The 16,159-nt window shown below is 58.6% G+C and carries 14 protein-coding genes; 13 read left to right on the top strand and 1 reads right to left on the bottom strand.

All coding sequences use genetic code 11. From position 1 onward, the window contains the following. The 10 genes from sdhA to D3879_RS16495 all read left to right on the top strand — a co-directional run bounded on the left by sdhA (position 1) and on the right by D3879_RS16495 (position 13,442). Positions 1-1,773 (top strand): succinate dehydrogenase flavoprotein subunit, encoded by a 1,773-nt coding sequence (gene sdhA, locus D3879_RS16540; protein WP_119955374.1) that lies wholly within the window; start codon positions 1-3, stop codon positions 1,771-1,773. A gap of 26 nt (positions 1,774-1,799) precedes the next feature. Continuing rightward, positions 1,800-2,504: a succinate dehydrogenase iron-sulfur subunit gene (locus D3879_RS16535; protein ID WP_119956330.1), complete on the top strand. Its 705-nt coding sequence runs from the start codon at positions 1,800-1,802 to the stop codon at positions 2,502-2,504. Positions 2,505-2,754: 250 nt separating this feature from the next. Continuing rightward, positions 2,755-5,589: a 2-oxoglutarate dehydrogenase E1 component gene (locus D3879_RS16530; protein ID WP_119955373.1), complete on the top strand. Its 2,835-nt coding sequence runs from the start codon at positions 2,755-2,757 to the stop codon at positions 5,587-5,589. Between the two features lie 84 nt (positions 5,590-5,673). After that, on the top strand, positions 5,674-6,903 hold the full coding sequence (gene odhB / locus D3879_RS16525) for a 2-oxoglutarate dehydrogenase complex dihydrolipoyllysine-residue succinyltransferase (protein WP_119955372.1): 1,230 nt from the start codon (positions 5,674-5,676) through the stop codon (positions 6,901-6,903). Between the two features lie 65 nt (positions 6,904-6,968). After that, positions 6,969-8,405: a dihydrolipoyl dehydrogenase gene (lpdA, locus tag D3879_RS16520; protein ID WP_119955371.1), complete on the top strand. Its 1,437-nt coding sequence runs from the start codon at positions 6,969-6,971 to the stop codon at positions 8,403-8,405. Between the two features lie 161 nt (positions 8,406-8,566). Then, positions 8,567-9,733: an ADP-forming succinate--CoA ligase subunit beta gene (gene sucC, locus D3879_RS16515; protein WP_119955370.1), complete on the top strand. Its 1,167-nt coding sequence runs from the start codon at positions 8,567-8,569 to the stop codon at positions 9,731-9,733. Then, on the top strand, positions 9,733-10,614 hold the full coding sequence (sucD, locus tag D3879_RS16510; RefSeq protein ID WP_119955369.1) for a succinate--CoA ligase subunit alpha: 882 nt from the start codon (positions 9,733-9,735) through the stop codon (positions 10,612-10,614). The genes sucC and sucD overlap by 1 nt, the downstream gene beginning before the upstream one ends. A gap of 296 nt (positions 10,615-10,910) precedes the next feature. After that, complete coding sequence (gene brnQ, locus D3879_RS16505) at positions 10,911-12,224, top strand: branched-chain amino acid transport system II carrier protein (protein ID WP_119955368.1); 1,314 nt, start codon at positions 10,911-10,913, stop codon at positions 12,222-12,224. A 97-nt stretch (positions 12,225-12,321) separates the two neighbouring features. Continuing rightward, a complete protein-coding gene (locus tag D3879_RS16500; RefSeq protein WP_119955367.1) occupies positions 12,322-13,056 on the top strand; it encodes a DUF599 domain-containing protein in 735 nt (244 codons plus the stop codon). Further along, on the top strand, positions 13,053-13,442 hold the full coding sequence (locus tag D3879_RS16495; RefSeq protein WP_119955366.1) for an MAPEG family protein: 390 nt from the start codon (positions 13,053-13,055) through the stop codon (positions 13,440-13,442). The genes D3879_RS16500 and D3879_RS16495 overlap by 4 nt, the downstream gene beginning before the upstream one ends. A gap of 59 nt (positions 13,443-13,501) precedes the next feature. Here D3879_RS16495 and D3879_RS16490 read toward each other — a convergent pair whose 3' ends face one another. Next, a complete protein-coding gene (locus tag D3879_RS16490) occupies positions 13,502-13,711 on the bottom strand; it encodes a hypothetical protein (RefSeq protein WP_119955365.1) in 210 nt (69 codons plus the stop codon). 195 nt (positions 13,712-13,906) lie between these two features. Between D3879_RS16490 and D3879_RS16485 the strand changes: the two genes are divergently transcribed. From D3879_RS16485 to D3879_RS16475, 3 genes are read left to right on the top strand one after another with little or no spacing between them, the layout of a single operon-like run. Continuing rightward, on the top strand, positions 13,907-14,383 hold the full coding sequence (locus D3879_RS16485; RefSeq protein ID WP_119955364.1) for a PaaI family thioesterase: 477 nt from the start codon (positions 13,907-13,909) through the stop codon (positions 14,381-14,383). Then, positions 14,380-14,826, top strand: coding sequence for a PaaI family thioesterase (locus tag D3879_RS16480; protein WP_119955363.1), 447 nt, complete (start codon positions 14,380-14,382; stop codon positions 14,824-14,826). The genes D3879_RS16485 and D3879_RS16480 overlap by 4 nt, the downstream gene beginning before the upstream one ends. 50 nt (positions 14,827-14,876) lie before the next feature. Continuing rightward, the gene (locus D3879_RS16475; RefSeq protein WP_119955362.1) at positions 14,877-16,133 is read left to right on the top strand and encodes an MFS transporter; all 1,257 of its coding nucleotides are present in this window, start codon (positions 14,877-14,879) and stop codon (positions 16,131-16,133) included. Positions 16,134-16,159: the final 26 nt, after the last annotated feature.

The following is a 16,159-nucleotide window of genomic DNA, read 5'->3' as shown; positions in this document are numbered from 1 at the left end:
ATGGCTAACATTAGTACGCTTTCCTTCGACGCCATCATTGTTGGTGGCGGCGGTGCCGGCATGCGCGCCGCGCTGCAGCTGGCCCAGGGCGGCCATAAGACTGCTGTAGTGACCAAGGTCTTCCCGACCCGCTCCCACACCGTATCCGCTCAGGGTGGCATCACCTGCGCTATCGCTTCGGCCGATCCGAACGACGATTGGCGCTGGCACATGTACGACACCGTCAAGGGTTCCGACTATATCGGTGACCAGGACGCTATCGAATATATGTGCTCTGTCGGCCCAGAAGCCGTGTTCGAGTTGGAGCACATGGGCCTGCCATTCTCCCGTACCGAACAAGGCCGGATTTATCAGCGTCCTTTCGGCGGGCAGTCGAAAGACTTCGGTAAGGGCGGCCAGGCCGCTCGTACCTGCGCTGCTGCCGACCGTACCGGTCACGCACTGCTGCACACCCTGTATCAGGCCAACCTGAAGAACAACACCGTATTCCTCAATGAGTGGTATGCAGTCGATCTGGTGAAGAACCAGGACGGCGTCATCGTCGGCATCATCGCTATCTGCATTGAAACCGGTGAAACCTCCTTCATTCGCTCCAAGGCCACAGTGCTGGCTACCGGCGGTGCAGGGCGTATCTACTCGTCGACTACCAATGCCCTGATCAACACCGGTGACGGCGTGGGCATGGCCCTGCGTGCCGGCGTGCCGGTGCAGGACATCGAAATGTGGCAGTTCCACCCGACTGGCATCGCCGGTGCAGGTGTATTGGTCACCGAAGGTTGCCGTGGTGAGGGTGGTTACCTGATCAACAAGCATGGCGAGCGTTTCATGGAGCGTTATGCTCCGAACGCCAAAGACCTGGCTGGCCGCGACGTAGTTGCGCGCTCCATGGTTAAAGAGATCATCGCCGGCAACGGTTGTGGTCCGGATGGCGATCACGTGATGCTGAAGCTCGACCACCTGGGTGAAGAAGTGCTGCACAGCCGCCTGCCAGGTATCTGCGAGCTGTCGAAGACCTTTGCCCACGTCGATCCGGTTACTGCTCCAGTTCCTGTGGTTCCGACCTGCCACTACATGATGGGTGGCGTGGCCACCAACATCCATGGCCAGGCGATCACTCAGGATGCTAACGGTAACGACACCATCATCCCGGGCTTGTTCGCGGTAGGTGAAGTGGCTTGCGTATCGGTCCACGGCGCTAACCGTTTGGGCGGTAACTCGTTGCTCGACCTGGTGGTGTTCGGCCGTGCGGCCGGTATCCACTTGGAAAAAACCCTGAAAGAAGGCGTTGAGTACCGTAACGCCAGTGATACAGATATCGACGTCGCCCTGACTCGTTTGAACGGCTTGAACGAACGCAAGGCTGGCGAAGACGTAGCTCCGCTGCGTAAAGAGCTGCAAAGCTGCATGCAGAACTACTTCGGTGTATTCCGTACTGGCGAATACATGCAGAAGGGTATCGCGCAGTTGGCCGATCTGCGCGAGCGTATCGCCACTGTCAAAATCGCCGACAAGAGCCAAGCGTTCAACACCGCTCGTATCGAAGCGCTGGAACTGCAAAACCTTCTTGAGGTGGCTGAAGCCACTGCGATTGCTGCCGAGGTTCGTAAAGAGTCCCGTGGCGCGCACGCCCGTGAAGACTTCGAAGATCGCGATGACGAAAACTGGCTGTGCCACTCCCTGTATTTCCCAGGTGAAAAGCGCGTGGCCAAGCGTGCCGTCAACTTCGCGCCGAAGACTGTCCCGGCGTTTGAACCCAAGATTCGTACTTACTAAGGGTGGCCGATATGTCGCAAGCCAATCTGTTGCAAGTAAGCGTTTATCGCTACAACCCGGATCAAGACGCTGCTCCGTTCATGCAGGAATTCCAGGTCAATACCGATGGTAAAGACATCATGGTTCTGGACGTTCTGGCGCTGATCAAAGAGCAGGACGAAGGTTTCTCTTACCGTCGTTCCTGCCGTGAAGGCGTCTGTGGTTCCGACGGCATGAACATCAATGGCAAGAACGGTCTGGCCTGCATTACTCCGTTGTCGGCGGTGGTAAAAGGCAACAAACTGATCGTTCGTCCATTGCCGGGCCTGCCAGTCATCCGTGACCTGGTTGTCGATATGAGCATCTTCTACAAGCAGTATGAGAAGGTGAAACCCTTCCTGCTCAATAACACGCCGGCTCCGGCAATTGAGCGTCTGCAGTCGCCGGAAGAGCGCGAGAAACTGGATGGTTTGTACGAGTGCATCCTGTGCGCTTGCTGCTCGACGTCCTGCCCGTCCTTCTGGTGGAATCCAGACAAGTTCCTCGGTCCAGCTGCTCTGCTGCAAGCCTATCGCTTCTTGGCCGACAGCCGTGACACCCAGACTGAAGAGCGCTTGGCTGCGCTGGATGATCCGTTCAGCGTATTCCGCTGCCGCGGCATCATGAACTGCGTGAGCGTCTGCCCGAAAGGTCTTAACCCGACCAAGGCCATCGGTCACGTGCGCCACATGTTGCTGCAAAGCGGTACCTGATTCGTTCTTTGCTACACCGGTAATGCCTGCGGCGCTGGAATAGATTTCGGCGCCGTAGTTTTAGATCGAGCCGCAGCTCACAAAGCCGCGGTTCTTATTTGGAAAATTTGACGACCAGCAGGGGCATCCGGGCTGGTGCCCGGACTATCTGCGGGATCCGAAGTGGCTTTACCGAAGTCGCTGCTTTAGGACTTTTAAAGCCCATGCGGTTTCCACGCCGGTGGTGTCCCCTTACCGAGGGTGACCAAGCATGCAAGAAAGCGTGATGCAGCGCATGTGGGACAGTGCCCACCTATCCGGTGGTAACGCTGCCTATGTGGAAGAGCTCTACGAGCTCTACCTGCACGATCCCAACGCTGTGCCAGAAGAGTGGCGCACTTACTTCCAGAAGCTGCCCGCTGACGGTAACGTTGCGAACGACGTTTCCCATTCTACGGTCCGCGATCACTTCGTACTGCTGGCGAAAAACCAGCGTCGCGCTCAACCGGTGTCCGCCGGTAGTGTGAGCAGTGAGCACGAGAAGAAGCAGGTCGAAGTCTTGCGACTGATTCAGGCTTATCGGATGCGTGGCCATCAGGCTGCTCAGCTCGATCCGCTGGGTCTGTGGAAGCGTCCAGCACCTGCTGATTTGGCGATCAATCATTACGGCCTGACTGATGCCGATCTCGACACGACCTTCCGCACCGGTGAGCTTTACATCGGCAAAGAGGAGGCGACTTTACGCGAGATCTACGTCGCCTTGCAGCAGACATATTGCCGCACCATTGGCGCCGAATTCACTCATATCGTCGATTCGGAGCAACGCAAGTGGTTCCAGCAGCGCCTGGAAAGCGTGCGTGGTCGCCCGACTGTGTCGGCTGAAGTTCAGAGCCATTTGCTTGAGCGCTTGACTGCTGCTGAAGGCCTGGAAAAATACCTGGGCACCAAATACCCGGGCACCAAGCGTTTCGGTCTGGAAGGCGGCGAGAGCTTGATCCCGCTGCTGGACGAGCTGATCCAGCGCTCGGGTTCCTACGGCACCAAGGAAATCGTCATCGGCATGGCCCACCGTGGTCGTCTGAACGTCTTGGTCAACACCTTCGGCAAGAACCCGCGCGACCTGTTCGACGAGTTCGAAGGCAAGAAGAAGCTGGTCGAGCTGGGCTCCGGTGACGTCAAGTACCACCAGGGCTTCTCCTCCAACGTAATGACTCCTGGCGGTGAAGTTCACCTGGCGATGGCATTCAACCCGTCCCACCTGGAGATCGTTTCGCCAGTGGTCGAGGGGTCCGTGCGCGCTCGTCAGGATCGCCGCAATGACACCGCCGGTGACAAGGTTCTGCCGGTTTCCCTGCACGGTGACGCGGCATTCGCCGGTCAGGGTGTGGTCATGGAAACCTTCCAAATGTCGCAAACCCGTGGCTTCAAGACGGGCGGCACCATCCACATCGTGATCAACAACCAGGTCGGCTTCACCATTAGCAACCCGGAAGACTCGCGTTCTACCGAGTACTGCACAGACGTTGCCAAGATGATCCAGGCGCCGATCCTGCACGTGAACGGCGATGACCCGGAAGCTGTGCTGTTTGTCACCCAGTTGGCCATCGACTACCGCATGCAATACAAGCGCGACGTAGTGATCGATCTGGTTTGCTACCGCCGTCGCGGCCACAACGAGGCCGACGAGCCGAGCGGCACCCAGCCGCTGATGTACCAGCAGATCGGCAAGCAACGCACCACCCGTGAGTTGTATGCCGAGGCGCTGGTGCAGTCCAGCAGCCACGACAGCGAGCGCGTGCAGGCGAAGATCGACGACTACCGCAATGCGCTGGATAACGGCCTGCATGTGGTGAAAAGTCTGGTCAAAGAGCCGAACAAAGAGCTGTTTGTTGATTGGCGTCCATACCTGGGTCATGCCTGGACCGCTCGTCACGACACCCGTTTCGAGCTGAAAACCCTGCAGGAACTGGCCGGCAAGTTGCTGGAAACTCCGGAAGGTTTCGTGGTTCAGCGCCAGGTTTCCAAGATCCTCGAAGACCGCCAGAAAATGAGTGCTGGTGCGCTGCCGATCAACTGGGGCTACGCCGAAACCATGGCGTACGCGACGCTGTTGTTCGAAGGCCATCCAGTACGTATCACCGGCCAGGACGTGGGACGCGGTACCTTTTCGCACCGCCATGCGGTGTTGCACAACCAGAAGGATGCCGGCACCTACCTGCCGTTACAGAATCTGTACGACGGTCAGCCGCGTTTTGATCTGTACGATTCGCTGTTGTCGGAAGAAGCGGTGCTGGCGTTCGAGTACGGCTATTCCACCACTAAGCCGGATGCGCTGGTGATTTGGGAGGCTCAGTTCGGTGACTTCGCCAACGGTGCCCAGGTGGTCGTCGACCAGTTCATTACCAGTGGCGAGCACAAGTGGGGCCGTCTCTGCGGTCTGACCATGCTGCTGCCGCACGGTTATGAAGGGCAGGGGCCTGAGCACTCCTCGGCGCGTCTGGAGCGTTACCTGCAGTTGTGCGCTGAGCACAACATCCAGGTGTGCGTACCGACTACCCCGGCGCAGGTCTACCACATGCTCCGCCGCCAGGTTATCCGCCCGCTGCGCAAGCCGTTGGTCGCATTGACTCCGAAGTCGTTGCTGCGCCACAAATTGGCCATCTCGACTTTGGAAGATCTGGCTGAAGGCTCGTTCCAGACCGTGATCCCGGAGATCGATGCAATCGATCCGAAGAAAGTGACCCGTTTGGTGCTGTGCAGCGGCAAGGTTTACTACGACTTGCTGGAAAAACGCCGTGCCGAAGGCCGCGAAGATATCGCCATCGTGCGTCTCGAGCAGCTGTATCCGTTCCCTGAAGACGATCTGACCGAAGTTCTGGCTCCGTACAAGAACCTCAAGCACGTCGTCTGGTGCCAGGAAGAACCGATGAACCAGGGCGCCTGGTATTGCAGCCAGCACCATATGCGTCGTGTCGCCACTGCGCATAAGAAAGGCCTGTTCCTCGAGTATGCCGGCCGTGAAGGCTCTGCTGCTCCGGCCTGTGGTTACGCATCGATGCACGCCGAGCAGCAGGAAAAACTGCTGCAGGACGCCTTTACTGTTTAACGCCTTCATATAAGAGGTGGCCGCAAAGCGCAGTAGCTGTGCAGCCGCCTCGTAGAAGAAACCGAATTTAAGGACCCGCACATAATGGCTATCGAGATCAAAGCCCCTACTTTCCCGGAGTCGGTTGCCGACGGCACCGTTGCAACCTGGCACAAGAAGCCGGGCGATGCGATCAAGCGTGACGACCTGATCGTCGACATTGAAACCGACAAAGTCGTCCTGGAAGTTCTGGCTACCGCCGACGGCGTTCTGGGCAGCATCGTCAAGAACGAAGGTGACACCGTTCTTTCCGATGAATTGCTGGGCACTATCGAAGCAGGCGGCGCAGCTGCCGCTCCAGCCGCAGCCGCACCGGCCTCGGCACCTGCGGCACAAGCTGCTGCTCCGGCTGCAGCCGCCGAAGACCTGATTCTTTCGCCGGCCGCGCGCAAGCTGGCTGAAGAGAACGGCATCGACGTCAACCGCATCGCCGCCAGCGGCAAGGGCGGTCGTGTGACCAAGGAAGACGTGGTCGCGGCAATCGAAGCGAAGAAATCCGCTCCGGCGGTTGCGGCTCCAGTGGCCAAACCGGCTGCTCCGGCTGCTGCGGCCCCGGTTTTTGCTACCGGCGATCGCGTTGAGAAGCGTGTACCGATGACCCGTCTGCGTACCAAGGTCGCCGAACGTCTGGTTGAAGCGCAATCGTCCATGGCGATGTTGACCACCTTCAATGAAATCAACATGAAGCCGGTCATGGACCTGCGTTCGAAGTACAAGGATCTGTTCGAGAAGACCCACAACGGCGTACGCCTGGGCTTCATGTCCTTCTTCGTCAAGGCCGCGACTGAAGCGCTCAAGCGCTTCCCGGGCGTGAACGCTTCCATCGACGGCGGCGACATCGTCTATCACGGCTACTCCGATATCGGTGTTGCGGTGTCCAGCGATCGCGGTCTGGTGGTACCGGTTCTACGTAGCGCTGAACTGATGAGCCTGGCAGAAATCGAAGGCACTATCGCCAGCTACGGCAAGAAAGCTAAAGACGGCAAGCTGACCATCGAAGACATGACTGGCGGTACCTTCACCATCTCCAACGGCGGTGTGTTCGGTTCGCTGCTGTCGACGCCGATCGTCAACCCACCTCAAACCGCGATCCTGGGCATGCACAAGATCCAGGAGCGGCCGATGGCGGTGAATGGTCAGGTAGTGATTCTGCCGATGATGTATCTGGCCCTGTCCTATGACCACCGTCTGATCGACGGCAAGGAAGCGGTAACCTTCCTGATCGCCATCAAGGACCTACTGGAAGATCCGGCACGCCTGCTGCTGGATATTTGATCCGTTGTCTGATCACGGCGGTCCCCACAAGGGGCCGTCCGGTTTCATCCGAGAAGGAATGAGTTATGACCCAGAAATTCGACGTGGTAGTGATTGGTGCTGGCCCGGGGGGCTATGTGGCCGCCATCAAAGCCGCTCAACTTGGTCTGAAGACCGCCTGTATCGAGAAGTATCAGGACAAAGAGGGCAAGATCGCCCTCGGTGGAACCTGCCTGAACGTCGGCTGCATTCCGTCCAAGGCACTGCTTGATAGCTCCTACAAATATCATGAGGCCCATGCCGGCTTTGCGATTCACGGCATCGAGGCTAAGGGCGTCACTATCGACGTACCGGCCATGGTCGCGCGTAAGAACGGTATCGTGAAGAACCTGACTGGCGGCGTCAGCACCCTGTTCAAGGCCAACGGTGTGACTCTGCTGGAAGGCCACGGCAAGCTGCTGGCGAACAAGCAAGTGGAAGTCACTGCTGGCGACGGCACAACTCAAGTGGTCGAAGCCACCAACGTGATTCTGGCGTCCGGGTCCACGCCGGTCGACATTCCGCCGGCTCCGGTCAACCAGGACACCATCGTAGATTCCACCGGCGCCCTGGAATTCCAGGCCGTACCGAAGAAGTTGGGCGTGATCGGCGCCGGCGTAATCGGCCTTGAGCTGGGCTCGGTATGGGCTCGCCTGGGTGCCGAAGTGACCGTGCTGGAGGCGTTGGAGAAGTTCCTGCCAGCCGCCGACGACCAGGTCGCCAAGGAAGCCCTGAAGATTCTGACCAAGCAGGGCCTGAAAATCCGTCTGGGCGCCCGCGTGACCGGTTCAGAAGTGAAGAAGAAGCAAGTCAACGTGAATTTCACCGACGCCGATGGCGAGCAGACGCTGACGTTCGACAAGCTGATCGTGTCGGTCGGCCGTCGCCCGGTGACCACCGATCTGCTGGCCGCCGACAGCGGTGTGAATCTGGACGAGCGTGGCTTCATCTTCGTCGACGACTATTGCGCCACCAGTGTGCCGGGCGTTTACGCCATCGGTGACGTGGTGCGTGGTGCGATGTTGGCGCACAAAGCTTCGGAAGAGGGCGTGATGGTTGCCGAGCGTATCGCCGGCCACAAAGCCCAGATGAACTATGATCTGATCCCGTCCGTGATCTATACCCACCCGGAAATCGCATGGGTTGGTAAGACCGAGCAGGTTCTCAAGGCCGAAGGTGTTGCGGTCAACGTCGGCACCTTCCCGTTCGCCGCCAGTGGCCGTGCCATGGCTGCCAACGACACTGCAGGTTTCGTCAAAGTCATCGCCGATGCCAAGACAGACCGCGTATTGGGTGTACACGTAATCGGTCCAGCCGCGGCTGAGCTGGTTCAACAGGGTGCGATCGGTATGGAGTTCGGCACCAGTGCCGAAGACCTGGGAATGATGGTTTTCTCCCACCCGACCATGTCCGAAGCGCTGCACGAAGCGGCCTTGGCCGTGAATGGCCAGGCCATTCACATCGCCAACCGCAAGAAGCGTTAATAGCGACAACAAGAACCACGCCGAGCTGCCCGTCGTGAGTCTTCTTCGGAAGTCTCACCGCGGAACGCCCGGCGGACTGTTTCCTCAGGGACAGTCACAGGTGGCGCGGCACCTAATACGCAGCGCCGATGCGCAATACCTAACGAAGACGGTAGATAAGCATGAATCTTCACGAGTATCAGGGTAAACAACTGTTCGCTGAGTACGGCCTGCCCGTATCCAAAGGCTTTGCAGTAAACACCCCGGAAGCGGCTGCAGAAGCCTGCGACAAAATCGGTGGTACTGAGTGGGTGGTTAAAGCCCAGGTCCACGCGGGTGGTCGCGGTAAGGCCGGTGGTGTGAAGCTGGTTCGCAGCAAAGAAGACGCCAAAGCTTTTGCTCAGCAGTGGCTGGGCAAGCGTCTGGTGACCTACCAGACTGACGCGAATGGTCAGCCGGTCAACCAGATCCTGGTTGAGTCCTGCACCGATATCGCCAAAGAGCTGTATCTGGGGGCCGTAGTCGACCGCTCGAGCCGTCGCATCGTGTTCATGGCCTCCACCGAAGGTGGTGTGGACATCGAGAAGATCGCTCACGATACCCCTGAGAAAATTCTCAAAGCCACTATCGATCCGCTGGTCGGCGCTCAGCCGTTCCAAGGCCGCGAACTGGCGTTCCAACTGGGTCTGCAAGGCGACCAAGTCAAGCAGTTCACCCACATTTTCGTGGGCCTGGCCAAGCTGTTCCAGGACTACGACCTGGCACTGCTGGAAGTGAACCCGCTGGTAATCAAGGCTGACGGCAACCTGCATTGCCTGGACGCCAAGATCAACATCGACAGCAACGCGATGTATCGCCAGCCAAAACTGCGCGCCATGCACGACCCGTCGCAAGACGACCCGCGCGAAGCTCACGCAGCCAAGTTCGAACTGAACTACGTAGCGCTGGAAGGCAACATCGGTTGCATGGTCAATGGTGCTGGCCTGGCCATGGGCACCATGGACATCGTCAACCTGCACGGCGGCAAGCCGGCCAACTTCCTCGACGTTGGCGGCGGTGCGACCAAAGAGCGCGTAACCGAAGCGTTCAAGATCATCCTCTCCGATACCAACGTAGCGGCAGTTCTGGTGAACATCTTCGGCGGCATCGTTCGTTGCGACATGATTGCCGAAGGCATCATCGGTGCAGTGAAAGAAGTCGGCGTGAAGATTCCGGTCGTGGTTCGCCTCGAAGGCAACAACGCTGAACTGGGTGCCAAAGTACTGGCTGAAAGTGGCTTGAACATCATCGCGGCAACCAGCCTGACCGACGCTGCTCAGCAAGTCGTTAAAGCTGCGGAGGGCAAGTAATGAGCGTCCTGATCAATAAAGACACCAAAGTAATCTGCCAGGGCTTCACCGGCTCGCAAGGTACTTTCCACTCCGAACAAGCCATTGCCTACGGCACCAAGATGGTTGGCGGCGTGACTCCGGGCAAAGGCGGCACCACTCACCTGGGTCTGCCGGTGTTCAACACCGTCAAGGAAGCGGTAGAGCAAACTGGCGCCACTGCCAGCGTGATCTACGTTCCGGCTCCGTTCTGCAAGGACTCCATCCTTGAAGCGGCGTTCGGTGGTATCAAGCTGATCGTCTGCATCACCGAAGGCATTGCGACCATCGATATGCTGGAAGCCAAGGTCAAGTGCGACGAGCTGGGCGTAGTCCTGATCGGACCGAACTGCCCGGGCGTGATTACTCCCGGCGAATGCAAGATCGGCATCATGCCAGGTCACATTCACCTGCCTGGCAAAGTCGGTATCGTGTCGCGTTCCGGCACCCTGACTTACGAAGCCGTGAAGCAGACCACTGACGCCGGTTTCGGCCAGTCCACTTGCGTGGGCATCGGTGGTGACCCGATTCCGGGCTCCAACTTCATCGACATCCTGAAGCTGTTCCAGGAAGACCCGAAGACCGAAGCGATCGTGATGATCGGTGAGATCGGCGGTTCTGCTGAAGAAGAAGCTGCTGCTTACATCAAAGCCCACGTGACCAAGCCGGTGGTGTCCTACATCGCTGGTGTGACTGCTCCTCCGGGCAAGCGCATGGGCCACGCTGGCGCCATCATCTCTGGTGGTAAAGGCACCGCTGACGAGAAATTCGCAGCGCTGCAAGACGCTGGTGTAAAAACCGTGCGTTCGCTGGCTGACATCGGTAAGGCCTTGGCCGAACTGACTGGCTGGAACGTGAAGTAAGCTTCGGCTAACTTGCGAGAGTAAAACAGAGGCCACCTTCGGGTGGCCTCTGTGCTTTGTGGCTGGGGTGCGAATCTGTCATGGATGCGACAAGCCGTTCCGTGCAACGGACAGTCCGACCTGCGTCAGTGCTTGGCTGAGACGAATTCGTTAGGCTGGCAACTATTTCTCGTGTTCGGCCCCCATAAGGGGTACGGCGCTTAGGTGGTCTGTCCTATCCGGACAGGCAGCGTTTCCCTCGACCTCTCAGGGAAACCCTCTGCAAATTCCGATTTAGCAATGTGGTGTTTCCCTCAATGAAAGTGTTGAAAGGCCAGGACATTCTGGCACTTGGTTTTATGACGTTTGCCCTGTTTGTCGGGGCCGGCAACATCATCTTCCCGCCCATCGTTGGTTTGCAGTCCGGTCCGCACTTGTGGATGGCGGCGTTGGGCTTTTTGGTCACGGCTGTCGGTCTGCCCGTGATCACCATTGTGGCGCTGGCCAAGGTCGGCGGTGCCATGGATGAACTCAGCAGTCCAATTGGCCGGGTGGCCAGCGGCGTACTGGCCGCGGTCTGTTATCTCGCGGTCGGGCCTCTGTTCGCGACACCGCGCACCGCGACGGTGTCTTTCGAAGTCGGTTTGGCGCCTTTGACTGGCAACAGCCCGCTGGCGCTATTCGCTTACAGCCTGGTGTATTTCCTCATCGTGTTCTGGGTCTCGCTTTACCCAGGGCGACTGCTGGATACGGTGGGGCGCTTCCTCGCGCCGCTGAAGATCATTGCCTTGGCCATGCTAGGTATTGCGGCCTTTGCCCTGCCCGCGGGCAGCATAGGTACACCTGAGCCGGCCTATGTAGCGGCGCCTTTCTCCCAAGGCTTTATCAATGGTTATCTGACGATGGATACCTTGGGGGCGCTGGTGTTCGGCATCGTCATCGTCAACGCGATCCGTTCCCGAGGGGTGGAATCGCCGCGACTGATTACCCGCTATGCGGTAATCGCCGGGCTGATTGCCGGGCTGGGTCTGGCATTGGTGTATATCAGCTTGTTTCGCCTGGGCGCCGGCAGTCATGCAATCGCGGCTGGCGCGACTAACGGTGCGGAGGTGTTACATGCCTATGTGCAACACACCTTCGGTTCGTTGGGCAGTGTGTTCCTGGCCGCGCTGATCTCGCTGGCTTGTTTGGTGACGGCGGTGGGTCTGACCTGTGCTTGTGCCGAGTACTTCAGTGGAGTATTGCCACTGTCCTATCGCACCCTGGTCATTTTGTTGGCGGGTTTTTCACTGCTGGTTTCGAATCTGGGCTTGACGATGCTGATCCAGGTTTCAGTACCCGTGCTAACGGCGATTTATCCGCCGTGCATCGCCTTGGTGGCGTTGAGTTTCTGTCGCGAGTTTTGGCACTCCTCGAGTCGTGTCATCGCCCCGGTGATGTTGGTCGCGTTACTGTTCGGCATCGTCGATGGGGTCAAGGCCGCGGGGTTGGCTCAGTGGATGCCCGAGTGGTTGGCGCATTTGCCGTTAGCCGAGCAGGGTTTGGCGTGGTTGGTACCGGCGGTGTTCACCTTAGCCGTGACCACGCTGCTCGATCGTTTGCTGGGCGAGCGCGGCGAAGTACTGGTTTAAGCCTGGTTCAATTGAAAGGTCGCCTTTGGCGGCCTTTTTGTTGGCTTGGCGACAGCTTCGGCTGGCTATAATCGAGGCAGATTTACAAGGAGTTTTCATGTTCATCGCCGAAAGCTATCTGCCGCATTTGCTTGCTGTCCTCTGGTTCATCATCTGTTGGGGCGGTTACACGCGCTACGCCATTTGGAAAGGCCGCGATACGCCGTGTCTGGCCAGTGTGCTGCACCTTTATCGTGAAGACTGGATGCGCCGCTTGTTGCTGCGCGATAACCGTATCGCCGACGCCAGTGTGATCGGTAACCTTGAGCGCAATGCTTCGTTCTTCGCCTCCAGTACCCTGATTATCCTGGCCGGTATTCTCACTGTGCTGGGCTCATCGGATCGTGCGGTTTCGCTGTTGGCGGATCTGCCCCTCGTCGAGCCGGTCAGCCGTGGGGTATCGGAGATCAAGCTGCTCTGTTTGGCGGTGGTGTTTGTCTACGCCTTCTTCACCTTCAGTTGGTGTATGCGCCAGTACAACTTTGCCGCGGTGCTGATTGGCTCTGCGCCAATGATAGGCGAGCGGCACGTTACCGAGGCGGAGCGCAAGGCGTTCGCCGAGCGGGCTGCGCGGGTGATCTCGATGGCCGCCAACCAGTTCAACTTTGGCCTGCGTGCCTATTATTTCGGCATGGCAACCCTGGCCTGGTTCATCAACCCCTGGTTTTTCATGTTGGTCACCACTGGCGTGGTGTTGGTGCTGTACCGCCGAGAGTTTCATTCCGATGTGCTGGACGTGATGGTTTACACGCCAACCCCAGTGGTTGCGCCGGCCAAGGAGAAAAGCGAATGAGTATTCCGTTCTGGTGCCTGTTCATTGCCGCCTTGTTGATCTACCTGGCGAAGATTCCCGTGGCCAAGGCGATGAAGGAGGAGGGCGGTGGCTATGACAATCGTCACCCGCGAGCCCAGCAAGCGCGACTGAGTGGTTTCGGCGCGCGGGCCCTGGCCGCCCATCAGAACAGCATCGAGATATTCCCGCTGTTCGTCGCCGGCGTGCTGATGGCCCATGTCACCCAGACCCATGGCAATCTGGTGGGTCTGCTGGCGGTGCTCTTCGTCGTCTCGCGGGTGCTCTACCTGTTCCTCTACTGGAACGACAAGCACCAGTTGCGCAGCCTGGTCTGGGTGGTCGGCCTGGTCTGCTGCCTGGTGCTGATGCTCAGCCCTGCGCTCTGAGAGCAGAAAGCACAAGGCCCGCAGTTGCGGGCCTTGTGCTTTCCAGGAGGCGCTAAACCTTACTGGCTTTGCGCTGGTTGTTCTTCCGGTGCGGTGGCTGGAGGGGTCGGAGCAGGTGTGCTCGGCTGCACTTCCGGGGCAGGTGCGCTCGGCATGGTTTCAGTCGCCGGAGCAGCCGGGGCCTGGACATTCTCTTCCGCTTTCTTATCGCAGGCAGCAAGAGCAAGGCTGGCGGCCAGGAGCAGGGCAAGGGACAGGGTGTTTTTCATTTTTGAGCCTCCATGTGTGGCTTTCTTCAGTGATAGCACTTTGAACTTCAGGTTTTACATTAAGTTCCACTGCGCCTAGAAGAATCGCACGAACATGCGCATGCTGACGGATTCCCGCGTAGTCCGAGGCTGAAGCTTAGACGGGGGCAGGGTATCATGCGGCTCTTTGCCATGTTCCCCGCCTAGGTTGCTGTCATGTCGGAAAACCCCATTTTCGAGCGCGCCCAGCGCTTTCTCTCGGCCTTGCGCCATTGCCAGGTGCTCAGCATGAGCGTGCATGCTGCGGACAGCCAGAGCCTGACCCTGCGCTTGCCCTACAGCACGCACATCATCGGTGATCCGGAAACTGGTGTGATCCATGGCGGCGCCATCACCACGCTGATGGACACCACCTGCGGTATTTCCATTGTCTGCGTGCTGCCGGAGTTCGAGATTTGCCCGACCCTCGACCTGCGTATCGACTACATGCACCCGGCTGAGCCGAACAAGGATGTCTATGGGGTAGCTGAATGCTACCGAGTGACACCGAATATCATTTTTACCCGTGGTTACGCCTATCAGGACGATCCGCAGCAGCCGATCGCCCATGTGGTCGGAACCTTCATGCGCATGGGCAAGGGTACTCAGGGTGGCAAAGAACTTAAGCGGGATATTCAAGGCGGTGCCGCATGAGCGGCCTGAGCCTCAACCAGTTGGTGCGCGAAGCGCACGAGAAGAATGACTACGAAGGGCTGCTCAGCCTGATTCCCTATGCCAAGTTGCTCGGTATCGAGTGTTTACGGCTGGGTGATGACCTGGTCTTTCGTCTGCCGGCCAACAAAGACAGCATCGGCAACCCGATACTCCCAGCAATCCATGGTGGGGTGATCGCGGGCTTCATGGAGCATTCCGCCATGCTCCACCTGCTGATGTTCATGGGTATTCCACATTTGCCGAAAATCATCGACTTCTCGATAGATTACCTGCGCGCCGGCCATTATCGTGACACCTATGCCCAATGCCAGGTGTGGCGCCAAGGCCGTCGCGTCGCCAACGTTGCCATTACGGCCTGGCAGACCACTCAAGCCGAGCCGATTGCCACCGCTCGCGCCCACTTCAAGGTCGACGAACCTTAATCTGTGCGGTTGCCGCAGGCTGAGGGCGGTTCAAGAATAAGGAATTCTGGATGGATGCGTTGTTGATCCTCGGTGGTTTGCTGTTGATTCTGGTCGGCCTGGTCTGGCTGGTCATGCTGGCCTTTGGCACCAGTCTGCTCTGGGGCTTGGGCAGTTTGTTGCCGCCGCTTACCCTGGTGTATGTGCTGCGTTACTGGCGTACCGCGCGCAAAGCGGTAGTGCTGAGCGCGCTGGGCTTCATTCCCCTGGTGGTCGGTTTGACCTTGCTAGCCAATCAAGATGCGCAGCGGCTGGAAGCCATTCTCAGCCTGAGCTGGCTTAAACCTGAGACGCAGGCTCCGGCCGAGTTGGTCATTCACTTGCGTGGCGAGTTGAATGGCCAGCCGTTTGCCCCGCAGCAAGGCGAGTTGATCGATGGCAGCTTGAGCCTGCGTGAGGGGCAAGACTTTTTCGCCCGCCGCGAAATTAGCATCCGTCTGCCGCAGCCGGTCAACGGTGCGGTGCGGGTGGACGTGCTACCGCAGGATCGCGGCTCGTTACCGGAAGTGCAGGTTAGTTGGTTGCTGCCCGAGCAGGAGCTACCCGAGGCGCGCCGCCTGACTCACGGCTACACCCTGCATCTGGATCTCAAACCATTGGCACCGAACAAGCTGGTGGGCGACTTCCACTTGGTTTTGCCACCGCAGTTCAAGACCACCTTGAGCGGTAAGGTCGAGTTGTTCAGTAATCGTCTGCGTTATGTCGACGGTAAAGTCGATGCCCGATTCGATTCGCGCGACACCCTGGCCTATGTGATCGAGGACTATCTAAAACGCCGCTTTACGACTCGATTGGTGCAATTGGCCAGCTTGCCAGCGGTGACTTTGCCAGCCGCCATTGTGGAGCTGGAGATCGATGCGCAGGTCAATGGCCAGCCTCAACATTTGCCGTTGCGGCTGAAAAAAAGCCAATCGCGGGGCTGGGAAGTGCAAGGGGATCATTTTTCGCCCCTGCCAGCCGAGTCAGTGGCTATCGTTGGCAGTCGCCAGGCCACAGTAGGGAGTCCAATGCCCGCCTCGGAGCAGGCTGGCCGTCCACTCGATCGGCGTTTGCGTTTCACCTTGCCGCGCCTGCAAAGCAGCCCAAGTCGGTATCAGAACTTGAGCATGCGAATCGTGACTGAGCGCGGCAGCATGGCAGAAGGTCGTTTCACCGGTATTAATCCAGACGGTCGAATCGTCATTCGGCGCAATCTGAGCGGGCAGGGCGAGGCCAGCTTTGCCGTGCGGCCGGAAGAGATCAAGACGATTGAGCTGCTCGAACCGTGATTGGCTAAGCACTTGAAATCGCTGTC

The sequence above is a fragment of the Pseudomonas cavernicola genome (assembly GCF_003596405.1).
GTDB classification, from domain to species: Bacteria; Pseudomonadota; Gammaproteobacteria; order Pseudomonadales; family Pseudomonadaceae; genus Aquipseudomonas; species Aquipseudomonas cavernicola.
Note: the sequence above shows the minus strand (reverse complement) of the source record. Positions and strands in the feature narration are given on the sequence as shown.